The following is a 21,249-nucleotide window of genomic DNA, read 5'->3' as shown; positions in this document are numbered from 1 at the left end:
GGGATCAGGAGGCCAGTTCGCGGGAGCGGTGTTGGGCGGCTAGGATGGCGCGGCGCATCAGGGGGGCGAGGGCATCCTCGGCCATCAGGACGTCCAAGGCGGCGGCGGTGGTGCCGCCGGGGCTCGTCACATTGCGCCGCAAGGTCGCCGGATCGTCGGGCATGGCGTCGAGCAGGGCCCCGGCGCCGGTCACGGTCTGACGGGCCAGCAGGTCGGCCAGATCGCCCGGCAGGCCGGCGGCGCGTCCCGCCTCGGCCAAGGTCTCGACCAGCAAAAAGACATAGGCCGGGCCGCTGCCGGAGACGGCGGTGACGGCGTCGATCAGGGCTTCGTCCTCGACCCAGGCCACGGTGCCCACGGCGCGCATCAAGGCTTCCGCGGCGGCACGGGCCACGTCCGAGACCCGATCATTGGCGACGAGCACGCTCATCCCGCGCCCGATGGCGGCCGGGGTGTTGGGCATGGCGCGGACCACGGCGGCGTTGCCCCCCAACGCCTGATCCAGGCCGGCCAGCGTAGTTCCGGCGGCTACCGAGAGAAACGTGGTGCCCTGGGCAGCCAACGCGGCATAGGCAGGCAGGACGGTTTTGATGGTCTGGGGCTTGACGGCGACGACGCACAGGTCGGGCCGAGGCGTCAGGTGGGCGGCTTCTTCGGGGGTGACGCTGCGCACGCCCTCGGGAACCGAGGTCCCGGCACCGGGATCGACGACGACCACGTTTTCGCGCGCCAAGCCCTGGCCGAGCCAGCCCAGCAGCATGGCGCCGCCCATTTTGCCGCAGCCGACCAGCAGCACGGACAGACCCTTCAGCGGATCGGCCATGATCACGCTTCTCCCACGGTTTCGAGCAAAGCGGCGTCGATGGCCTCCTGGGCCGACTTGCCGCCCCAGATGGCGAACTGGAACGCCGGGTAAAAGCGCTCGCACTCGCCAAGCGCGATGTCCACCAGTTCTTCGACCGCGCCCCGGTTCAGGTCCTGGCCCGAGAGCAAGACGGTATGGCGGAACATGGGAATGCCGGTTTCCGTCCACAGGGCGAAATGCCCCAGCCACAAGCGCTCATTGAGCAGCGCGAGAAGCTCCAGGATTTCGCCGCGCCGGGTGCGAGGGGCGCGCATGTCGAAGGCGCAGGAGAAGTGCAAGGCATCCAGGTCCTCCGACCAAGCGAAGAACAGGCCGTAATCGCACCAGTGGCCGGGGACTTCGACTGCCATTTCCTGATCGCCGCGCCGCTCGAAGGTCCAATCCTTGCAGGCGGCGATGGTTTCGATCATGTCGATGGGGTTGGAGGCGGACGATTCCAGGGACGAGGTCAGGGTGGTCATGTCCGCTGCTCCGTCAAAACGGGAAGAACAACGGCCGGAGCGCACGAGGCGTCCGGCCGGGGGCAAAGGGGCCGGGAGCCTCGCCCGGACAGCCAAGCGGGGCCGGGACAGGCGCCGGAGGGATCAGACGTCGGACGGGGTGGCGTCATCACCGGCCTTGCCGACCTCACTGGCCGGAGCGCTGCGGTGGGCCTGGGCGGCGGCGCCGCGCCGGGGATGGCCCCCGGAGCGCTGGGCGAGTTGGGCTTCCAGCTCGGCGATCCGGGACTCCAGAGCCTCCTGGTGCTCGCGGGCCTCGCGGACCATGGCTTCCACCACCTCGAAATCCTCACGCCGCACGAGGTCCATTTCGGACATCAGGCGCTCGACCCGGCTGCGCACCAAGGTCTCCACTTCGACGCGCAGCCCGCCCAGGGCGCCGGCGGCTCCTCCGGCAAGGCGCGACAGATCGTCAAACAGGCGGTTGCTGGGGGTCATGCCCTCATTTCTCCACATCCTCCGGGATCCGGCTCGATCGGCCGGCGCGGGATCCGGTTCTTCAAGACCGGGAGGGCGCGGGACCAAAGGCCGGCGCCCATCTGTATTATGAGGGCCCGCCCGCGCCGATGCAACCCGCCTTCGGCAGGGCGGCATGGGGGATGGCAAGGACCTCGCCAGCGCGCTATAACCCAGGTCGTTCCCATGGCGCAAGAAGGCTCTGTTCATGATCATCGTCACCGGCGGCGCCGGCTTCATTGGCTCCAACCTCCTGGCCGGCCTGGAGGCACGGGGCCATGGCCCCCTTGTGGTCGTGGATTTTCTGGGCCACGGCGACAAATGGCGCAATATCGCCAAGCGCAGCCTTGCCGATGTGGTGGCGCCTGCGGCCCTCCCGCCGCTTCTTGATCGCCACGCCAGCAATATTACCGCGATTTTTCATATGGGCGCGATTTCGGCGACCACCGAGACCAATGCCGATTTGATTGTCGCGACCAATATCCGCTTGACTCTCGACCTGTGGGACTGGTGCACCTGCCACGAAGTGCCGTTCTTTTATGCCAGCAGCGCCGCAACGTATGGCGACGGGCGAGAAGGGTTCGACGATACCTTCAGCAGTCCGGCGCTGGCGCGTTTGCGGCCACTCAACCCCTATGGCTGGTCCAAGCATATGGTGGACCGCCGCCTGTGCACCCTGGTCGAGGCCGGCCGGCCGACGCCGCCGCGCTGGGCCGGGTTCAAGTTTTTTAACGTCTACGGCCCCAACGAGACGCACAAGGACTCGATGCGCTCGGTCGTGCATCAGATCCACCCCATCGCGCGCCAAGGCGAGGCCTTTGCCTTGTTCAAGTCGCATCACCCCGACTATGCCGATGGCGGGCAGCGACGCGATTTCATTTGGGTCGAGGACATTGTCCAGGTCATGCTGTGGTTCTTGGAAACCCCGGCGCCGAGCGGGCTTTACAACCTGGGCACCGGAACGGCCCGTTCTTTTGCCGATTTGGCGAGCGCGGTGTACCGGGCTCTGGGCCAGGAGCCCCGGATAACCTATCGCGACATGCCCGAGACCTTGCGGCCGCGCTATCAGTATTTTACCGAGGCGCGCATGGACAAGCTGCGCGAGGCCGGGTACCGCCAGCCCTTTACCGCTCTCGAAGAGGGCGTGCGGCGCTATATCCAAGACTATTTGGAGCAAGACGACCCCTTCCGTTGACATCGGACGCGCAGGGCGCAATAACACTCGCTTTCTTCCGAGGGGGCCTGTTTTTCGGGCACCCCGTGCGGAAGCTTTCGCGGTCCCCCGGGGACCCCCTGACGCGAGAACATGATGTCAACCATTCCGGCTTTGATGCCCACCTATGCCCGCGTGGACCTGTCGTTCGACCGGGGCGAAGGCGCTTGGCTCTTCGCTACGGACGGGCGACGATACCTGGATTTCGCGTCAGGCATCGCCGTGACCGCGCTCGGCCACGCCCACCCCGCCTTGGTGGCGGCCCTGACCGAGCAGGCTGGCAAGATCTGGCATACCTCCAACCTGTTTCGCATTCCGGGCCAGGAGCGCTTGGCCGAGCGGCTGGTGGCGGCTTCTTTCGCTGATTCCGTCTTGTTTTGCAACTCCGGTGCCGAGGCGATCGAAGCCAGCTTGAAACTGGCCCGGCGCTATCAGCACGACCGGCTGGGCGGCCCGGTGCGCTGGCGCACCTTGGTGACCCGCAACGCCTTTCATGGCCGGACCCTGGCGACCATTGCCGCCGGCGGCCAGGAAAAGCACACCCACGGTTTCGAGCCCCTGGTCGAGGGCTTCGACCGGGTGCCCTATGGCGACCTGGAGGCAGCCCGCGCCGCTATCACGCCGGCCACCGGGTCCATTCTGGTCGAGCCGATCCAGGGCGAAGGCGGCTTGCATCCGGCCCCGGCCGGCTACTTGGCAGGCCTGCGCGCCCTGGCCGACGAACACGGCTTGGTGTTGATTCTCGACGAGGTGCAGACCGGCATGGGCCGCACCGGCACCTTGTTCGCCCACGAGGCCGACGGCATCATCCCCGACGTGGTGGCCACGGCCAAGGGCCTGGGCGCTGGCTTCCCGCTGGGGGCCTGCCTTGCACGCCTGCCCTATGCCCGGGCCCTGACCGCCGGAACCCACGGCACCACCTTCGGCGGCAACCCGCTTGCCATGGCCGTGGGCAATGCGGTGCTTGATGTCTTGCTGGCCGAGGGGTTCCTGGCGGGCGTGCGCGACACCGCGGCACGGCTGCGCGCGAAATTGGACGAGCTGGTCGCCGCCCATCCCACGGTGTTGGCCGGGGTGCGCGGACGCGGCTTGATGCTGGGTCTTGCCTGTGCCCGGCCCAACACCGACGTGCTGGCCGCCTTGCGCACCGAGGGCCTGCTGGCGGTGCCGGCCGCCGACAACGTCGTGCGCCTGTTGCCGCCGCTCATCATTGGATCCGAAGAGATCGACACCGCCGTTTCGCTCATCGCGCGGGCCGCTGCGCGTCTGGCCGGGGAGACCGCCTGACATGACCCGGATGCCACCCATCCGCCACTTTACTGACCTCGCGGCCCTCGATCGGGCCACCTTGCGCGCGATCCTTGACCATGGCGCGGCCCTCAAGGCCCGTCGGGGCGACCCCGGCGATCGGCGCCTGCTGGTCGGCCGGACCTTGGCCTTGATCTTCGAACGTAATTCAACCCGCACTCGGGTATCCTTCGAGGTGGGCATGCGCGAGCTGGGTGGCGACGTGCTGGTGCTGACCGGCGATGCCCTCCAGTTGAGCCGGGGCGAAACCATGGCGGATACGGCGCGGGTGCTGTCACGCTATGTCGATGCCATCATGCTGCGTACCGACAGCCCGGAAAAGCTCGACGATCTGGCGCGCCATGCCTCGGTGCCGGTGATCAACGGCCTGACCAGCCTGTCCCACCCCTGCCAGATCATGGCCGACCTGATGACGGTCGAGGAACGCCGCGGCTCGCTCGACGGCTTGGTGGCGACCTGGGTCGGCGATGGCAACAACGTCGCGGTCTCGTGGATCAAGGCAGCGACCCATTTCGGCTTCGAGATGCGCCTGGCCTGCCCCGAAGGCTTCGATCCGCCCGCCCAGGTCCTGGCCTGGGCCCAGGCCCAAGGCGCGGCCGTGACCCTGACCCGCGATCCCGAGGCGGCCGTGGCCCAGGCCGATTGCGTCATCACCGACACCTGGATGTCGATGAGCACCAGCGAGGACGAGCGCGAGCGCCGCGCCCGGGTCTTCGCGGCCTATCAGGTGAACCAAGCCCTCATGGACCGGGCCAAGGACAGCGCCTTGTTCTTGCACTGCCTGCCCGCCCACCGCGGCGAGGAGGTCACGAGCGAGGTGATCGACGGGCCCCAGTCCGTCGTCTGGGACGAGGCGGAAAACCGCCTGCACGCCCAGAAGGCCATCTTGGCGTGGTGCTTGTCGTGACCTCGTTTGCCGACAACATGGTGCTGCCGTTCCATCTGGCCTCGGGCGTGTTCCGGGGCCGGCTGGTGCGCTGTGGCCGGGCGGTGGCCGATTGCATCGAGCCCCATGCCTATCCCGCCCCGGTCGCCCGGCTGGTCGCCGAGACCGTCGTCCTGGGCATCGTGCTCGCCTCGGCCCTGAAGTACGAGGGCGTGTTCACCTTGCAAATCCAAGGCGACGGCCCGGTGCGCACCCTGGTCGCCGATGTCACCAGCGCCGGCATGATCCGGGCCGTGGCCCGCTTCGACGAGACCCGCCTTGCCGCCCTGCCTGAGGACGCGTCGCTGGCGGCCTTGGTCGGCCGGGGGCATCTGGCCTTTACCGTGGACCAGGGCGCCCACACCGAGCGCTACCAGGGCATCGTCGGACTGGAAGGCGAGACCCTGGCCGCCTGCGTTCAGACCTATTTCGATGTCTCAGAGCAGGTCGCAACCCGGCTCCTGGTCGCGGTGGCGCCCGCAGACGAATCCCAGCCCTGGCGGGCCAGTGCCTTGTTGCTCCAGCGCATGCCGGCCGAAGCGGGCGGACGCGACGGCGAGGACTGGGACGACGCGTGGCAAACCGCCAGTGTTCTCATGGCCTCGCTGCGCTCCGACGAAATGCTCGACACGACCCTAGATCCCGAGACCTTGCTCCGGCGCCCCTTCCATGGCGCAGACTTGCGTCTGGCGGCGCCGCGCCCGGTGTTCTATGGCTGTCGGTGTTCGCGCCGCAAGGTCGGACGCGCGCTCCTGACCCTGCCCCAGGCGGATCTTGACGATCTGGCCCGGGAAGGAAGCATTGACGTGACCTGTGAGTTTTGCAAAGCAACCTATGCCCTGACGCTTCAGGATCTCGCGGATCTGGCCGACGAGGATCCATCGGGACCAGCCTGAGGGCTTCCCCAACCCTCCTCCCTGGGTGAGTGGTACCATGTCGTTCGCTTCTCTGATCTCCCGTCGCCGGTTCCTCGCTGTCACCGGGGGGGCCGTCGTGGCCCTGGGCGCGGGCGCCTGCACGCCCGCCCCCGCGCCCCGGCGCGCCCCGGACCTGCGCTTCTCCAACCGGCCGCCGCTGGTGTTCCGCGCAAGCCGGGTGGATGTGCGCGAGGACTATCACTCGCCCCTGCGCGCGCCCAATGTGGAACAGGACATGCCCCTGCCGCCCCTGCGCGCGGCGCGGCAGTGGGGCTTTGACCGTCTTCAGGCCGATGGCAGCGCCCGGCGCACCGTGGTGCTGTCGATCCGCGATGCCGCCGTGACCGAAAAGTCCCTGGCCGTGCGCAAGGGGGTTCAAGGCGCGTTCAACACCGATCAGGCCGAACGCTACGATGCCTCCTTGGATGCGGTGGTCGAACTGATCGACAACGCCACCGGGGTCATCACCGCCCAGGCCACGGCCCGGGTGTCGCGCTTCGTCACGGTGCCCGAGGATGCCAGTGTCGTGGACCGGGAAAATGCTTGGGTCACTCTGGTCGAAGGCCTGATGGCCGATTTCGATGGCCGCATGGAGCAGGCGGTGCGGTCGTACATGGCGCCGTATGTTTTGTTGCAGTGAGAAGGAAAGGCTGGGGAGGCGCGGCCTCCCCAGACCCCTCATTCGCTAAAAAGGCTCCCTTGGGGGGCTTTTTTTTTGTGACAAGGGCGGTTTGCGTTACGGGATTACCGCTTTATACTCGTGTTTTCCGCCTCTTGCGAGAAAGCGTTCCCATGACRGCAACCCTTGATGATTTTCATCGGCTCGATCTTCGCATCGGCACCGTGATCGAGGCCCACCCCTTCCCCGAGGCGCGCAAGCCGGCCCTCAAACTGCGGGTCGATTTCGGGCCCGAGATCGGCGTGCGGACCAGTTCGGCCCAGCTCACCCGGCATTACCAGCCCCAAGACCTCGTGGGGCGGCAGGTGCTGGCCGTGGTGAATTTCCCCCCGCGCCAAATCGGCCCGGTGCGCTCGGAGTGCCTGGTCCTGGGCGTGCCCGATCCCGATGGCGAGCCGGTGCTGCTGGCCCCCGACCAACCGGTTCCCAACGGGGGACGGCTTTACTAAGGGACGAGAAAGCGACGGCTTCAGGCTGCGGAGAAAGGCCACCTCCCGAAGTAAGAGATACACGCACAGGTATTTTTTTCGGAGAGATAATCGAAAGGCTCGACTAGCCGCGCCCTCTGAGGTAAATAAGATGGCATTCCCTATGCGGGGTTGTGGTTGATCACCCAGCGTGTGATACCAACGCCGGACAGGGGTCATCCTTCAGCGCGGTCGAGTCACGCTCATGTCGGATCCGGATCTTACGACCATCCATTATGTTGATACCCACGTCGGGCAAAAGATCCGTCAGCGTCGGATTGCCTTGAACATGGACCAGGAGTCACTGGCGCGGCGCGTGGGCGTCTCGTTCCAGCAAATCCAAAAGTATGAACGAGGCACCAACCGGGTCAGCGCCAGCCGTCTTTTTGACATTGCGCGCGCCCTGGGCGTTGAGGTCGGGTTCTTTTTCCGCGACCTGGAAAACGGCGACCCCGGCAAAAACGCGGCCGTCGCCGATACCATGCGCGGCCTTGCCCTCGACACCACGGGCGAGCCCGATCCCATGAAGCACGCCCAGAGCATTGAACTGGCCCGGGCTTTCTGGGCACTGCCCGACGACGGCATGCGCTCCACCTTTGTCTCGTTGCTCAACTCCATGTCCCGCTCGGAAGACTAGAGCCCCAAGACCCGAGGGGCCTGGGGAGGCCGCGCCTCCCCAGCCTTCTCTTTTTGCTTTCGCCCGCCGATGGTTCCGGCCTAGACCCAGAAGAGGCCCCTCTTCTGGAAGAAAGGACCGGCAGTGAAACGGCGGCCCGCGGAGATTCCCCCCCCCACCCCGGACGGCATCACCAACGACTGGCGGGTGCTTCGGCGCCTGTTGCCCCACCTGTGGCCGCGCGATGCCCCGGCCCTGCGGCTGTCCATGCTGCTGGCCAGCGTGCTGTTGATCGCGGCCAAGGTCGCGGCGGTGGTCACGCCGGTTTACTTCAAGGACGCCGTGGATGCCTTATCGGGACCGCTGCCGACGGACCTCGGTCTGTGGGCCGCCGTGCCGGTGGGCTTGATTCTGGCCTATGGCGCGGCGCGAATCGGGGCACAGGCGTTCAACGACTTCCGCGACATGGTGTTTGCCCGGCTGGTGGAGCGAGCGGTGCATGTCGTGGGGGTGCGGACGTTCCGCCACCTGCACACCTTGTCGCTGCGCTTTCACCTGGACCGCCAGACCGGCGGGCTGTCGCGGGCGATCGAACGGGGCACCCGGGGCATCGACGTGATCTTGCGTTTGTTTGCCTTTCGTGCCGGACCGGCGGTGCTTGAGCTGGTGATGGTCTCGGGGGTGCTGTGGTCGCTTTATGATGGGTGGTTTGCCCTGGCGGTCCTGGGGACCATTGGCGTCTACATTGCCTGGACCCTGGGGCTGACCGAATGGCGTTTGTCCTACCGGCGCAAGATGAACAGCTTTGATGCCGATGCCAACACCAAGGCGATCGACAGTCTGCTCAATTACGAAACGGTCAAATATTTCTGCAACGAGGAACACGAGGCCGGGCGCTTTGATACCGCTCTCAAGGCCTATGAGGACGCAGCGGTCCGCTCCCACGCTTCCTTGTCTTTGCTCAATCTCGGACAAGGCGTAATTATTTCCTTGGGGTTGGTGGTCATCATGCTGATGGCTGGGCGCGGCATCGCCCAGGGAACCATGACCGCCGGCGACTTTGTTTTGGTCAATACCTACCTGATCCAGCTTTATACCCCGCTCAACTTCCTGGGCGTGGTCTACCGCGAGATCAAGCAGGCGCTCATTGACATGAACGTGCTGTTTGCTCTGGGCGACACGGTGCCCGAAGTGGCCGACCGGCCAGACGCGCCGGCGCTCGCGGTAACGGGCGGCCATCTGTGCTTTGAGGCGGTATCGTTTGCCTATGGGCCGGATCGGGAGATCCTGAAGGGCATTACCCTGGACGTGCCGCCTGGAACCTCCCTGGCCCTGGTCGGCCCCTCGGGGGCGGGCAAAAGCACCCTGGGGCGCTTGCTGTTTCGCTTTTATGATCCCACGGGGGGCCGGGTGCTGATTGATGGCCAGGACCTGTGCGACGTGACCCAGGCCTCGGTCCGCCGAGCGATTGGCATCGTTCCCCAGGACACGGTGCTGTTCAACGACACCATCGGCTATAACATTGCCTATGGCCGCCCCGGCGCGTCCCAGGCCGAGATTGAGGAGGCGGCGCGGCTGGCGGCCATCCATGAGTTCGTCACGAGCCTCAAGGACGGCTATGCCACCCGGGTGGGTGAGCGGGGGCTCAAACTGTCGGGCGGCGAAAAGCAGCGCGTGGCGATTGCCCGCACCATTCTCAAGGATCCGCCGATCTTGCTGTTCGACGAGGCAACCAGCCAGCTCGACAGCCACACCGAGCGCGACATCCAAGCGGCGCTGCGCCTCGTCTCGCGGGGCCGCACCACGGTGATCATCGCCCATCGCCTGTCCACCGTTGTCGATGCCGACGCCATCGCCGTGATCGACGACGGCCGGGTGATCGAACAAGGCACCCACGCGGCCCTCCTGGCCCAAGACGGCGCCTACGCCGCCTTATGGCGCAAGCAAACCCTGGATCAGTCCGCTTAACAGATCGAGGGGCCTGGGGAGGCCGCGTCTCCCCAGCCTTCCTTGAGCCTCACCTTCCCTAGGGTGATTTTCGCGACAGGAATGTTGCATTCCGGTGCTGAAAGCCTAATGTCCTCGCCATCCCTATCCCGGCTGGAGAAATCCCCCGTGACGACTGTAGCCCCTCGCAAGATTCGCAAGATCCTCGTTGCTAATCGTGGAGAAATCGCCATCCGAGTTTTTCGGGCGGCGAACGAATTGGGTATCCGCACCGTCGCCCTCTATACCGAGGAAGACAAACTCTCGCTGCATCGTTTTAAAGCGGACGAAAGTTATCTTATCGGCATGGGCATGGGCCCGGTGCGGGCCTATTTGTCCATTGAGGAGGTCTTGCGGGTGGCCCGGGCCTCAGGGGCGGATGCGGTGCATCCGGGCTATGGCTTTTTGTCGGAAAATCCCGAGTTTGCCGAGGCCTGCGCGGCGGCCGGCTTGGTGTTCATTGGCCCGCCGCCCTCGGTGATGCGCTCGCTGGGCAACAAGGTCGCGGCGCGACGCATGGCCGAGGCGGCCGGCGTGCCCCTGATGCCGGCCACCGGCCCGCTGCCCGACGATCCGGCCCAGGTCCAGACCCTGGCCGCCGAGATCGGCTATCCGGTGATGCTCAAGGCCTCGTGGGGCGGCGGCGGACGCGGCATGCGCGTTATCACCGGCCCCCACGAACTGGACGCCCAGGTAGCGGCCGGTCGCCGCGAGGCCGAGGCGGCCTTTGGCAACGGCGAGGTCTACCTGGAAAAGCTGGTGCAGCGGGCCCGCCATGTGGAGGTCCAGCTTCTCGGCGACACCCACGGAACCGTGGTGCATTTGTTCGAGCGCGATTGCTCGGTGCAGCGCCGCAACCAAAAGGTTGTTGAACGCGCCCCGGCCCCCTACCTCAACGACGAACGCCGCCAGGAACTATGCGAGGCGGCCCTGCGCTTGGCCCGCGCCGCCGGCTATGTCTGTGCCGGCACCGCCGAGTTCCTGATGGACGTGGACACCGGGGCCTTCTACTTCATCGAGGTCAACCCGCGCATTCAGGTTGAACACACGGTGACGGAAGAGATCACCGGCCTCGATTTGGTCAAGGCGCAGATCCGCGTGCTGGAGGGCGGACGCATTGGCGTGGTCGAGGAAACGGGGATCCCGGCCCAGGAAGACATCCACTTTTCCGGCCACGCTATTCAGTGCCGTGTGACCACCGAAGACCCGGAAGCGAACTTCATCCCGGACTATGGCCGCATCACCGCCTATCGCGGCGCCACCGGCTTTGGCATCCGCCTGGATGGCGGCACCGCCTACTCGGGGGCGGTCATCACCCGCTATTACGATAGCCTGCTGGAAAAGGTGACGGCCTGGGCGCCGACCCCGGCCGAGGCCATCGGGCGCCTCGACCGCGCGTTGCGAGAGTTCCGCATTCGCGGCGTAGCCACCAACTTGGCCTTTGTCGAGAACCTGATCAACCACGAAAAGTTCAAGACGGCCACCTACACCACCCGCTTTATCGACGAAACACCCGAGCTGTTCCATTTCGAGAAGCGGCGCGACCGCGCCACCAAGCTCTTGCGCTTTATTGCCGATGTTTCGGTCAACGGCCACCCCGAGGTCAAGGGGCGCCCCCTGCCCAAGCCGGGCCCCGAGCCGCGCGTGCCGATGATTCTGGCGGAGCCGCCCCGCGACGGCACCCGCACGCTCCTCGACCGCCTGGGTCCCCAGGGCTTTGCCCAGTGGATGCTGGCCCAGCCGCAGGTGCTGGTGACCGATACCACCTTTCGCGACGCCCACCAGTCCTTGCTGGCGACCCGGCTGCGCACCTATGACATGGCGCAGATTGCCGAGGTCTACGCCCAAAATCTGCCCCAGATGTTCAGCCTGGAGTGTTGGGGCGGCGCGACCTTCGACGTCGCCATGCGCTTTTTGCAGGAGTGCCCGTGGGAGCGCCTCGCCCTGTTGCGCCGGCGCGTGCCCAACATCTTGTTCCAAATGCTGCTGCGCGGCGCCAACGGGGTGGGCTACACGGTTTATCCCGACAACGTGGTGCGCGGCTTTGTGCTAAAGGCAGCCGAGGCCGGGGTGGACCTGTTCCGGGTGTTCGACTCCCTGAATTGGGTCGAGAACATGCGGGTGTCCATGGACGCGGTGCTGGAAAGCGGCAAGCTCCTGGAAGCAACGATCTGCTATACTGGCGACCTGCACGACCCGAGCCGCCCCAAGTACGACCTGAAGTACTACGTCGCCATGGCCCGGGAGCTGCAAAAGGCCGGCACCCACATTCTGGGCGTCAAGGACATGGCCGGCCTTGTCAAGCCACGCGCCGCCTATGAGCTGGTCAAAGCGCTCAAGGAAGAAACCGGCCTGCCCCTCCACTTCCACACCCACGACACCAGCGGCCTCTCGGCGGCCAGCGTCTTGGAGGCCATCCGCGGCGGCGCTGACGCGGTAGACGCGGCCATGGACAGCCTCTCGGGCCTGACCAGCCAACCGTGCCTCGGCTCCTTGGTCGAGGCGCTGCGCTTCTCGCCGCAAGACACCGGCCTGGATCCGGCGATCGTGCGCCAGGTCAGTGACTATTGGGAAGCGGTGCGCCGCCACTACACCGCTTTTGAAAGTGACCTGCGCGCCGGCGCCTCGGAAGTGTATCTGCACGAAATGCCCGGCGGCCAGTTCACCAACCTCAAGGAACAGGCCCGCGCCCTCGGTCTCGAAAGCCGCTGGCACGAGGTGGCCCGCGCCTACGCCGAGGTCAACCGCTTGTTTGGCGACATCGTCAAGGTCACGCCCAGTTCCAAGGTGGTGGGCGACATGGCTCTCTATATGGTGGGCGCCGGCCTGACCCCCGAGGACATCGAAAACCCCGAACGCGACATCAGCTTCCCCGAAAGCGTGGTGCAGTTGATGCGCGGCGAGTTGGGCCAGCCGCCCGGGGGCTTCCCGCCCGCGCTCCAAGCCAAGGTGCTCCGGGGCCAACCGGCGATCACCGGACGCCCCGGAGCCAGCGTGCCGGCCGCCGACCTTGTGGCCCTGCGCGCCGAGGCCGAGCGCAAGGCCGAGCGGCCGCTGTCCGACGAGGAGTTCCAGTCCTCCCTGATGTACCCCAAGGTGTTTTTGGACTACGCCAAGCGCCAGGAGGAGTTCGGCCCGGTGGCGGTGCTGCCGACCCCGGTGTTCTTCTACGGCATGAAGCCGCGCCAAGAAGCGATGGTGGACCTGGAGCCGGGCAAGACCCTGGTCATCCGCTGTCAGGCCATTGGCGACGTGGACGAGGAAGGCATGGTCAAGGTCTTCTTCGAGTTGAACGGCCAGCCCCGGGTGATCCGCGTGCCCGACCGCTCGGCGCGGGCCAGCGTGGCGGTGCGGGAAAAGGCCGACCCGACCAACCCGGCCCACGTGCCCGCCCCCATGCCCGGCTTGGTGTCGAGCATCGGCGTATCGGCCGGCCAGAGCGTGCACGCCGGCGAAACCTTGCTGACCATCGAGGCCATGAAAATGGAAACAGCGCTGGCCGCCGATCGCGATGGGATCATCGAGCGGGTCGTTGTATCGGCGGGCGCCGCGGTCGAGGCGAAGGACTTGTTGTTGGTTTACAAGGCCTGAGTGCCCTCGAATACGGCGGGGGAGGCACGGCCTCCCCAGACCCCTCGGGCTGTTTAAGGGAGTTTCGAGTCGGGTTGGAGGGGCCTTTTTTGCCCGATCACCGGTCAGATCAGCGAGTCGAAACGGACACCTTGCCGTAGGGAAATCAAGGATTTCTGACACCCTGGGAGGCGGGAAAGGCTTTTTCTTGAACGCTTGCCAAAATTGGGCCATCTTCTCGCCATCGATTTTCGCCTAGGCTTACCGCGGCTGCCGATCTGGCCGGCTCATGGTCTGACCATTGACGAAGAATTGATGTTCCGTGCATGGGGCGCGGGGCGAACGCCAGACCAGGAGCAGACGCATGTCCACTGGCACCGTGAAGTGGTTCAACATCACCAAGGGCTATGGTTTCATTGAGCCCGACGATGGTTCGAACGACGTGTTCGTGCACATCACGGCCGTGCAGCAGGCCGGCATGGACAGCCTGCGCGAAGGCCAGAAGGTTGCTTTCGAGCTGGAGCGTGGCCGCACCGGCAAGATGGCTGCTGCGGGCCTGAAGGCTCTCTAAGGGATTTTTCCCTGACTCAAAATAAGGGCTTGCGCGTCGGGAGCTTCCTGGCTATAACGCAGCCCACCGGCGATGATCTCTGATCAAAGCGGCGGACGGGGGAGGATTTCCTCCCTCGCATCTGCGTCCCCATCGTCTAGAGGCCTAGGACATCAGCCTTTCACGCTGAAGACACGGGTTCGATTCCCGTTGGGGACGCCATTTTTCTTTCCGGACCTTCCAAGCCGCTCCTGTTAGGGCGGCTTTGGTCGTTTTGGGGGCACGACAAGGCCCCTAAAAAAATGCCGGCTCGTCCATTATTCCTGTTGCCAAGAGCAGAGGCCTCCGATATAAACCGCCTCCTCCGCAGCGAGGAACACTCGAAGCGAAGACGAAGAAAGAAAATCCTCTTCGTTAGACTTGCCAAAAACACTAGGTCCCCATCGTCTAGAGGCCTAGGACATCAGCCTTTCACGCTGAAGACACGGGTTCGATTCCCGTTGGGGACGCCATACAGACGCACAAGCCTCCTTTCTCTGGAAAGGAGGCTTGCGTCGTTTTAGCCCCTCCCCAATCGACCGAGGGGTCGTGGGGAGGCCGCGCCTCCCCAGCCTTGCCTTTCTTCCCCGCCCAGAGACTCACCGCAAAAAGAAGCGAATCGGCACCACCAGCTCGATACGCTCGCCGCCCACCCCAGGCGGGGGCGACGGCAGGGGCTGGGCGCGCTCGGGCAAGGCCAAGCCCTCCTGATCCAACGCCTCGTAACCACTGGAATTTTCCAGGCGAGCCGAGAGCACGGATCCCTGGCGGTCGAGAACAAAACGCACGCTCACCACCCCTTCCTGCCGCCGGCTTTGGGCGCGGCTGGGATAGCGCTTGTGGCGCTCCAGATGGGCCAGCAGCCGCCCTTGCCACTGGGCCAAGGCATTGGCCGACACCACCGGGGCGTTGGGCGCGGCGGCGGCAGCAGCCGGGGCGGGACTGGACGGGGCGGCGCTGGACGGCGCGGCAGAGGCGACAGGCGCGGCTTCCGGGGGAGCCGGCCGGGGATCGACGCGCGTCTCCACGGGCCGGGGCTTGGGCCGCTGAACCTTGGGCTTGGCCGGCACGACGGGCGGCGGCGGCTCAACCACCGGGGGCGCGACGGCCTCGGGGGGCGGCGGCGGCTCGGGCGGCGGGGGCGGCGGCTCGGGGGGGCCGGGGCGCCGCTTCGGCGGCGGGCGGCGCGGCGGCGGGGGCCGGGACCAAGTCGAGCATGAAGGCGGGCGCGGGCGGCGGCAAAGGCTCGGGCGTTTGCTGCCACCCGGGCAGCGCGGCCAGGACGTGGGCGCCGAGGACGACCATCAAACTCACCCCCCACAGGCCGAGGGGCGGCCGTTCGTCGATGCTGGCCACGGCGGTTGTCATGGGGTAGCCCCCCCTTCCAGGGTGACGAGGGCGACCTTGAGGTATCCGGCCCCGCGCAGGGCGTCCATCACCGCGACGAGATCACCATAGTCTACCGTTTTATCGGCGCGCAAAAACACCCGCTGTTCCCGATCGCCCCCGGTGACCGCCTCCAGCGCTGGGGCCAGGGCGTCGCGGGTGACGACGGTGTCACCCACAGCCAGGGTCAGGTCGGCCTGGACGGTGAGATAGAGGGGCTTGTCGGGCTTGGGCTGGGGGGGCGCGGCCGAAGCGGGCAGATCAACCTTGATATCGACCGTGGCCAGGGGCGCCGCCACCATGAAAATAATCAGCAACACCAGCATGACGTCGATAAAGGGCGTCACGTTGATCTCGTGCATTTCCGCGAAATCGGATCCATCGTTCAGCCCGCCGGCCATGCTCAGGCTCCCTCCTTGAGGGGCCTGCCGGCGCGCTCCAGGTCGCGCGACACCAGCCGTTGGAGGTCGGCTGCCAGATCGGCCAGCATGGCGCGATAGCCGCCGATGCCCCGGGCCACCATGTTATAGAGCACCACCGCCGGGATGGCGGCCGCCAGCCCGAGGGCGGTGGCCAGCAACGCCTCGGCGATGCCGGGGGCGACCACCGCCAGATTGGTGGTTTGGGCCCGGCTGATGCCGATAAAGCTGTTCATGATACCCCAGACGGTACCAAACAACCCGACGAAGGGGGCAGTGGCGCCGACCGTGGCGAGCAGCCCGGTCCCCAGGGCGATGCGCCGGCCGGCTGCGGCTTCCAGGCGCGCGAGGCGCGAGGCGATCCGTTCCTGGACGCCACTTCCCGAGGACGACGGGGGGGGCAGGAGCCTGAGTTCCAAGGCGACGGCGTTGACCAAGACGGTTTCCGGCCCCCGGTCGTGGCGCAGGCGCTCCAAGGTGTCGGTGAGCGGGGCACCCGCGGCCAGAACCCGACTGAGCTTGCGGGTTCGGCGCCGGGCCAGCACAAGTTCCACGCCTTTGCCCAACCCGATGGTCCAGGTCAGGACCGAGGCCACGGCCAGCCCGATCATGATGCCCTGCACCAAGGGGTCGGCGTTGTGGAACATGGTCCACGGTGACAGGTCATGGGGCAGCAGCGAGGCATCGATACCGGGCGGAGGCTCGGGAAGGGCGGGAGGGGACGGCACAGCGGTGGGCGAGGGGTCGGTCATCGAGGCGCTCTTTGGCTCGGATTTCTACGGCGACACACCCTGGGGGTGAATGCCCCCGGACTTTTTCAGGGAAGCACCTTCCTCGGGGAAATGCAAGTAAGAGTGAGAAGCGAAATTAGCAAGGCTGGGGAGGCGCGGCCTCCCCAGACCCCTCGGTCAGTTGGTGCTCCGCGTGAAACATGGCCCAGGCAATGAGGGGGCTGGGGAGGCCGCGCCTCCCCAGCCTTCCTCTTCCCGGCATCACGCATGCCATGCCTTCAGCCCGTCTTGGGCCCGCCACAACGCGGCATAGGCCCCCCCCTCTGCAAGCAAGGCGCCATGGGATCCCTGCTCAACGATCCGCCCTTGGTCGAAGACCAGCAAAGTATCGGCAGCAACCACGGTGGACAGGCGGTGCGCGATGACGATCACCGTGCGGTCTTGCACCAAGGCGTCGATGGCGCTTTGCACGACGCGTTCGCTCTCGGTATCGAGGGCGGCGGTCGGCTCGTCGAGGAGTACCAGGGGGGCGTCCTTCAAGATGGCACGCGCGATGCTGAGGCGCTGGCGCTCGCCACCCGACAAACTGCCGCCGATATCGCCCACGGGGGTATGGATGCCCTGGGGCAGGCGATTGATGAAGTCCAGGCAATGGGCGGCCCGCGCCGCGTCAAGAACGGCGGCGTCGTCGGCGTCGGGCCGACCCATGCGGATGTTTTCCAAGATGCTCTCATTAAAGAGATGCACGTCTTGGAACACCACCGAGAGCTGGCGCATCAAGGTCTCGGGGGCCAGGGTGCGGATGTCCTGGCCCTGGAGGGAGATGACCCCGGCTTGCGGATCGGCATGACGCAGCAGCAACCGAGCCACGGTGCTCTTGCCCGATCCCGAAGGCCCGACCAGGGCGGTCAGGGTACGCGGGGCCAACCGGAAGCTCACGTCGCGCAAGGCAGGGGTCTCGGTCCCGGCATAGGTGAAGCTGACGTGTTCAAAGCTCACCGCCGGGGCGTCCGGCACCCGGGGGGCGGCGGGCAAGAGGGGCAAGGACGGCACCGATCGCAGGGCTTCCAGCCGTTCCAGAGCCGCCTCCATCAGGTCGAAGGTCTTGGTCAGCTCGGAAAACAAGGCCAAGGGCTCGCCCAGGCGCATCACGATAATGAGCAAGGCCGCCAGCGCCGAAAGGGCCAAGCTGCCGTTGCTTACCCACAGGACCCCCAGACCCAACACGGCCAGCAAGCCCAGTTCCATCAACCCCGACATCAGGAGGGCCGGCGCCAGGGAGGCCAGCAAGGCCTCGGTCTGAACCCGACGCAAGGCGGCCAAGCTCTCGCGCAGGCGGCCGGCCTGGCGCCCCGTCTGGCTCACGGCGCGCAGCACGGCGAGGCCCTGGGTGTATTCGATGAGATCGGATTCGGTGCGGGCGTGGGCGGCGGCCCCCTCGCGCCGCTCCCGGGCCGAGGCGCGGCGCTGGTGGCGATAGATCGGCACGGCCAGGGGCAAGATCAGCGCCAGCGCCAGCGCCAACCCGGGACTGATAAAGGCCGTGACCCCGATCACCGTCAGCGGCACCCCCACGGTGCGAATCATGACCTGGGACAAGGTGCCCATGGGCACCACGGCTTCGTCGATGTGGCTGCCCAAGGTGGTGCTCACGTCGCCGGTGCGGTGACGGGCCAGGATCTCCATGGGCATGCGCCGCAAACGTTCGCCCAGGTCCAGGCGCAGCGCATGGGTCACGTCGGCAATGGTGCCATCGTATTCAAACGCATGACCGTGCCAGGAAAAGACCAGATCGGCGGCCGCCGCCCCCAGCATAATCGCCAGCCACAGCGCCACGCTCCCCCAGGCGGGCGGCCCGGCCAACAGCGCCTCGAACAACGGAAACAAGCAGCACAAGGCCAGCCCTTGCGCCACGGCGGCCAGACTGAACAAGGCCACGGCCCGGCGATAGCGACGGGCTTCGGGGCCAGCCACCATCAGCAGCCGGCGCCACGTGACCAGAACGCCCGCGATGGCCTCGGGGGCGGAAGAGGACGGAGCGGTCATGCCGAGACTCCAGACGAGGAAAGGCGAAGGGTCCACGCGCGCGCCGCCTCGTGGGTCTGCCACAGGCGGGCGTAAAGGCCGTTGTGCGCCAGCAACTCGGCGTGCCGGCCCTGCTCGCTCAACCGACCTTGGTCGAACACCAGGATCTGGTCGGCATCGCGGATGGTGGACAGGCGATGGGCGATGATCAGCACGGTCCGACCGCGCATCAAGGTGGCCAGGGCCTGAACCAGCAGCGCCTCGTTCTCGGCGTCGGCGAAGGCGGTGGCCTCGTCGAGCACCAGGATGGGGGCGTCGCGCAGCAAGGCGCGGGCAATGGTCAGGCGCTGGCGCTGCCCGCCCGACAGGCGCGCCCCCCGATCGCCCACCGGGGTATCGTAACCTTGGGGCAGGCTTTCGATCAGGTCATGAATCTGCGCAGCCCGGGCGGCGGCCTTCACGTCGTCCAGGCTGGCGTCGGGGCGGCCGAGGCGGATGTTTTCCAGCAGCGTGGTGTTGAACAGGAAGGTTTCCTGGAACACAAACGCCACCTGGGCCATCAGGTCGTCGCTGGCACAGTCGCGCACGTCCACCCCGCCCACGCGGATCTGGCCGGCATCCACGTCCCAAAAGCGCGGGATCAGGCGGGCCAGGGTGCTCTTGCCAGCCCCCGAGGGCCCGACCACGGCGACCACGCTGCCCGGAGCCACGGTAAAACTGACGTCATCAAGGGCCGGGGTGCGGCGCCCAGGATAGGTAAAGCTCACCCGCTCGAACGTGATCGAGGCATCCCGGGGCTTTTGCGGCTGGGTCGGCTCGGGCAGAGGAGAGATCGAGGCGAGATCGTGCACGCGCAAGGCACCGGCCCGGGCCTTGCGAATGAACTCGCTCATCCACATCAAGGGCAGCAAGGCGTCGGCCACCCCGGTACTCAGCATCAAGACCGCCACCAAGCCGGCAAAGCCCAGGCCGCCCAGGGCATAAAGACCCAGCGCCACGAGGGTGACGGCGATCAAGGTGGGCAAGGGACTCAGCGCCAGCAAGGCAATGCGCCCGCTCAGGCCGCTGGCTTGCACCCAGCCCTTGAACACCGTGCGGAAGGTGTCGAGCGCCGTGGTGTAGCGGCCAAACGAGGTGCTGGCGTCATCGAACAAGCGCACCACCGGCATGGCCTGGACAAACTCGATCACCGCCGCCTGGATGGCCTCGCGCGCCCGATCGTAGCGCTCCCGCAAGGTGACGTAGTCCTTCATGGCGAGGCGCATGGCCACCATGCCTCCAGCGAACAGGGCCAGCGCCACCAGAGCCAGCCGCGCGTCGATGACCAGCAGCCACCCCAGGGATACCAGGGGCGCGGCGATGTTGCGCGCCACCAAGGGGGTGCTGTCGGCGACAAAGGCGTGCAGGCTGCGCACATCGCCTTGTACGATCTTGGTCAATGCCCCGGCCCCAGTGGTGATGACGGTGCCAAGCGGCAGCCGCGCCAGATGGTCGGCCAGATCAAGGCGGATCCGCTCTTCCAGATCGAAGGCCGCCAGATGGGAGACGATAAACGACAAGGTGCGCAAGGACAGCCCCCCCAGGATGAGCAGGGCGGCCAGCGCCACCAGGGCACCGCCACTCCAGCCCCCCACCAGCGGCACGTCCGGGGTGCCGCCTTGCAAGGTGTCCAAGGCGGCGGCCAGGGGCAGCACGGCAGTGATGGTGCAGGCCATGCCAAGTGCGGCCATCCCCATGGCGAGGACGATCCGGCCACGCACGCAGGCCATCAGGCTCCACAGGCCGGGACGAGAAGGGATCATTCCAAAGTCTCCGTGATCAGGGGGGAGGACCGGGCCGCCAGCAAAAAGGGCAGCGCGCCGGCAAAGCCAAGGGCCAGCATCAGGCCGACCACGGTGGTGGTGGCCACACCCAGGCTCTCGGCCAACTGGAGCCCCCCCCAGCCCCACAGGGTGGTGAAGAGGTAATAGAGGGCATATTGGCTGGTGAGGCCGGCCCCCGGGGCGTCGGGATCGGCGTGGTCCATCATCAAGGTGTACAAGACGGTCATCTGGGCGCCGTAGACGACGAACATCAACAGCAGCGCGGCCACCAGCCCCGCCTCGACAAAGCCCGGGGTGGTGGCGACCAGCAGAGCCAGCAACAAGAGCCCCTGCCCGGCACTAACCATCGCCAACAGCCGCCGCCGCCCCCAAAGCCGCAGTAAGACCCCGGTGCCGGCTGCTGTTCCCACCCCGACCAGGGGCCCAAGGACGTTCATCACCAACCCAATGCGTTCCAGGCTCCAGCCGGCATCCACCAGCATCGGCGTGACCAGGGCCCAGGCCACGCCGATCCCCAAGCCCGACACCGCCAGCAAAATTCCCCAGCGCAGACCGCCCGGCGGCACCCACAAACGCCAGGACAGGCGGGGCAGGCAGGCGCGGGCATGCCGGGGCTCGCGCCAGAACAAGGCCTGGATCAGACTGACGCTCACCCCGAGCGCGACCAGCAGCAAGGCCCCCGACCAGCCCAGCAGGGGCCATCCCGGCCCCTTTCCCGGCCAGGGCCTCACGGCGGGCAAAGGTGCGGTCCATCCGCTCCCGCGCCTCGTTGAG

At 66.7% G+C, this 21,249-nt stretch carries 20 protein-coding genes and 2 tRNA genes; 12 read left to right on the top strand and 10 right to left on the bottom strand.

Annotated features, from left to right (window positions below):
* Positions 1–4: 4 nt before the first annotated feature.
* The 3 genes from proC to RSPPHO_RS16620 form a co-directional block, all read right to left on the bottom strand.
* A complete protein-coding gene (gene proC, locus RSPPHO_RS16630) occupies positions 5–823 on the bottom strand; it encodes a pyrroline-5-carboxylate reductase (RefSeq protein ID WP_041796078.1) in 819 nt (272 codons plus the stop codon).
* Positions 824–825: 2 nt separating this feature from the next.
* Entirely contained in the window at positions 826–1,326 is a 501-nt protein-coding gene (locus tag RSPPHO_RS16625) for a type III secretion system chaperone family protein (RefSeq protein ID WP_041796076.1), read from the bottom strand.
* A 123-nt stretch (positions 1,327–1,449) separates the two neighbouring features.
* Positions 1,450–1,803 (bottom strand): accessory factor UbiK family protein, encoded by a 354-nt coding sequence (locus RSPPHO_RS16620; RefSeq protein ID WP_041796074.1) that lies wholly within the window; start codon positions 1,801–1,803, stop codon positions 1,450–1,452.
* Positions 1,804–2,029: 226 nt separating this feature from the next.
* Here RSPPHO_RS16620 and rfaD point away from each other — a divergent pair, with 226 nt between their 5' ends.
* The 12 genes from rfaD to RSPPHO_RS16560 all read left to right on the top strand — a co-directional run bounded on the left by rfaD (position 2,030) and on the right by RSPPHO_RS16560 (position 14,564).
* Positions 2,030–3,016, top strand: coding sequence for an ADP-glyceromanno-heptose 6-epimerase (gene rfaD, locus RSPPHO_RS16615; protein WP_014416355.1), 987 nt, complete (start codon positions 2,030–2,032; stop codon positions 3,014–3,016).
* Positions 3,017–3,127: 111 nt separating this feature from the next.
* A complete protein-coding gene (locus RSPPHO_RS16610) occupies positions 3,128–4,321 on the top strand; it encodes an aspartate aminotransferase family protein (RefSeq protein ID WP_014416353.1) in 1,194 nt (397 codons plus the stop codon).
* Between the two features lies 1 nt (position 4,322).
* Positions 4,323–5,249 carry an ornithine carbamoyltransferase gene (gene argF, locus RSPPHO_RS16605; protein WP_041796070.1) on the top strand — a complete coding sequence of 309 codons (927 nt, stop codon included), beginning with the start codon at positions 4,323–4,325 and terminating at the stop codon, positions 5,247–5,249.
* Positions 5,234–6,163 (top strand): Hsp33 family molecular chaperone HslO, encoded by a 930-nt coding sequence (gene hslO, locus RSPPHO_RS16600; protein WP_242390533.1) that lies wholly within the window; start codon positions 5,234–5,236, stop codon positions 6,161–6,163. The genes argF and hslO overlap by 16 nt, the downstream gene beginning before the upstream one ends.
* Positions 6,164–6,200: 37 nt before the next feature.
* Positions 6,201–6,824: a hypothetical protein gene (locus RSPPHO_RS16595; RefSeq protein WP_157879287.1), complete on the top strand. Its 624-nt coding sequence runs from the start codon at positions 6,201–6,203 to the stop codon at positions 6,822–6,824.
* 152 nt (positions 6,825–6,976) lie between these two features.
* Positions 6,977–7,312 (top strand): tRNA-binding protein, encoded by a 336-nt coding sequence (locus tag RSPPHO_RS16590; RefSeq protein WP_041796068.1) that lies wholly within the window; start codon positions 6,977–6,979, stop codon positions 7,310–7,312.
* A 223-nt stretch (positions 7,313–7,535) separates the two neighbouring features.
* Positions 7,536–7,967, top strand: a complete 432-nt coding sequence (locus RSPPHO_RS16585) for a helix-turn-helix domain-containing protein (protein ID WP_014416348.1) — start codon at positions 7,536–7,538, stop codon at positions 7,965–7,967.
* Between the two features lie 123 nt (positions 7,968–8,090).
* Complete coding sequence (locus RSPPHO_RS16580) at positions 8,091–9,914, top strand: ABCB family ABC transporter ATP-binding protein/permease (protein WP_014416347.1); 1,824 nt, start codon at positions 8,091–8,093, stop codon at positions 9,912–9,914.
* Positions 9,915–10,061: 147 nt separating this feature from the next.
* Complete coding sequence (gene pyc, locus RSPPHO_RS16575; RefSeq protein ID WP_041796066.1) at positions 10,062–13,523, top strand: pyruvate carboxylase; 3,462 nt, start codon at positions 10,062–10,064, stop codon at positions 13,521–13,523.
* A gap of 343 nt (positions 13,524–13,866) precedes the next feature.
* The gene (locus tag RSPPHO_RS16570) at positions 13,867–14,073 is read left to right on the top strand and encodes a cold-shock protein (RefSeq protein WP_041796064.1); all 207 of its coding nucleotides are present in this window, start codon (positions 13,867–13,869) and stop codon (positions 14,071–14,073) included.
* Positions 14,074–14,198: 125 nt separating this feature from the next.
* Positions 14,199–14,274 (top strand) — tRNA-Glu (locus RSPPHO_RS16565).
* Positions 14,275–14,488: 214 nt separating this feature from the next.
* A tRNA-Glu gene (locus RSPPHO_RS16560) sits at positions 14,489–14,564 on the top strand.
* A 126-nt stretch (positions 14,565–14,690) separates the two neighbouring features.
* Here RSPPHO_RS16560 and RSPPHO_RS21390 read toward each other — a convergent pair.
* The 7 genes from RSPPHO_RS21390 to RSPPHO_RS20310 form a co-directional block, all read right to left on the bottom strand.
* Positions 14,691–15,185 carry an energy transducer TonB family protein gene (locus tag RSPPHO_RS21390; protein WP_014416344.1) on the bottom strand — a complete coding sequence of 165 codons (495 nt, stop codon included), beginning with the start codon at positions 15,183–15,185 and terminating at the stop codon, positions 14,691–14,693.
* On the bottom strand, positions 15,178–15,459 hold the full coding sequence (locus tag RSPPHO_RS21385; RefSeq protein ID WP_014416343.1) for a hypothetical protein: 282 nt from the start codon (positions 15,457–15,459) through the stop codon (positions 15,178–15,180). The genes RSPPHO_RS21390 and RSPPHO_RS21385 overlap by 8 nt, the downstream gene beginning before the upstream one ends.
* Positions 15,456–15,878 (bottom strand): TonB system transport protein ExbD, encoded by a 423-nt coding sequence (gene exbD, locus RSPPHO_RS16545; protein ID WP_014416342.1) that lies wholly within the window; start codon positions 15,876–15,878, stop codon positions 15,456–15,458. Before exbD ends, RSPPHO_RS21385 begins: the two co-directional genes overlap by 4 nt.
* A 2-nt stretch (positions 15,879–15,880) precedes the next feature.
* Complete coding sequence (gene exbB / locus RSPPHO_RS16540) at positions 15,881–16,648, bottom strand: tonB-system energizer ExbB (RefSeq protein ID WP_014416341.1); 768 nt, start codon at positions 16,646–16,648, stop codon at positions 15,881–15,883.
* A gap of 240 nt (positions 16,649–16,888) precedes the next feature.
* Positions 16,889–18,673: an ABC transporter ATP-binding protein gene (locus RSPPHO_RS16535; RefSeq protein ID WP_041796062.1), complete on the bottom strand. Its 1,785-nt coding sequence runs from the start codon at positions 18,671–18,673 to the stop codon at positions 16,889–16,891.
* Positions 18,670–20,454, bottom strand: a complete 1,785-nt coding sequence (locus tag RSPPHO_RS16530) for an ABC transporter ATP-binding protein (RefSeq protein ID WP_041796060.1) — start codon at positions 20,452–20,454, stop codon at positions 18,670–18,672. The genes RSPPHO_RS16535 and RSPPHO_RS16530 overlap by 4 nt, the downstream gene beginning before the upstream one ends.
* The gene (locus tag RSPPHO_RS20310; RefSeq protein ID WP_051013968.1) at positions 20,451–21,215 is read right to left on the bottom strand and encodes an MFS transporter; all 765 of its coding nucleotides are present in this window, start codon (positions 21,213–21,215) and stop codon (positions 20,451–20,453) included. Before RSPPHO_RS20310 ends, RSPPHO_RS16530 begins: the two co-directional genes overlap by 4 nt.
* Positions 21,216–21,249: the final 34 nt, after the last annotated feature.

The sequence above is a fragment of the Pararhodospirillum photometricum DSM 122 genome (assembly GCF_000284415.1).
Taxonomy (GTDB): domain Bacteria; phylum Pseudomonadota; class Alphaproteobacteria; order Rhodospirillales; family Rhodospirillaceae; genus Pararhodospirillum; species Pararhodospirillum photometricum.
Note: the sequence above shows the minus strand (reverse complement) of the source record. Positions and strands in the feature narration are given on the sequence as shown.

Excerpts from the sequence above, each read along its gene's own strand:
- RSPPHO_RS16625 (WP_041796076.1), bottom strand. The coding sequence starts at position 1,326 with ATGACCACCCTGACCTCGTCCCTGGAATCGTCCGCCTCCAACCCCATC.
- RSPPHO_RS16585 (WP_014416348.1), top strand. The coding sequence starts at position 7,536 with ATGTCGGATCCGGATCTTACGACCATCCATTATGTTGATACCCACGTC.
- rfaD (WP_014416355.1), top strand. The coding sequence starts at position 2,030 with ATGATCATCGTCACCGGCGGCGCCGGCTTCATTGGCTCCAACCTCCTG.
- exbB (WP_014416341.1), bottom strand. The coding sequence starts at position 16,648 with ATGACCGACCCCTCGCCCACCGCTGTGCCGTCCCCTCCCGCCCTTCCC.
- RSPPHO_RS16535 (WP_041796062.1), bottom strand. The coding sequence starts at position 18,673 with ATGACCGCTCCGTCCTCTTCCGCCCCCGAGGCCATCGCGGGCGTTCTG.
- RSPPHO_RS21385 (WP_014416343.1), bottom strand. The coding sequence starts at position 15,459 with ATGACAACCGCCGTGGCCAGCATCGACGAACGGCCGCCCCTCGGCCTG.
- RSPPHO_RS16620 (WP_041796074.1), bottom strand. The coding sequence starts at position 1,803 with ATGACCCCCAGCAACCGCCTGTTTGACGATCTGTCGCGCCTTGCCGGA.
- RSPPHO_RS16530 (WP_041796060.1), bottom strand. The coding sequence starts at position 20,454 with ATGATCCCTTCTCGTCCCGGCCTGTGGAGCCTGATGGCCTGCGTGCGT.
- RSPPHO_RS16595 (WP_157879287.1), top strand. The coding sequence starts at position 6,201 with ATGTCGTTCGCTTCTCTGATCTCCCGTCGCCGGTTCCTCGCTGTCACC.
- RSPPHO_RS16610 (WP_014416353.1), top strand. The coding sequence starts at position 3,128 with ATGATGTCAACCATTCCGGCTTTGATGCCCACCTATGCCCGCGTGGAC.
- exbD (WP_014416342.1), bottom strand. The coding sequence starts at position 15,878 with ATGGCCGGCGGGCTGAACGATGGATCCGATTTCGCGGAAATGCACGAG.
- argF (WP_041796070.1), top strand. The coding sequence starts at position 4,323 with ATGACCCGGATGCCACCCATCCGCCACTTTACTGACCTCGCGGCCCTC.
- RSPPHO_RS16570 (WP_041796064.1), top strand. The coding sequence starts at position 13,867 with ATGTCCACTGGCACCGTGAAGTGGTTCAACATCACCAAGGGCTATGGT.
- proC (WP_041796078.1), bottom strand. The coding sequence starts at position 823 with ATGGCCGATCCGCTGAAGGGTCTGTCCGTGCTGCTGGTCGGCTGCGGC.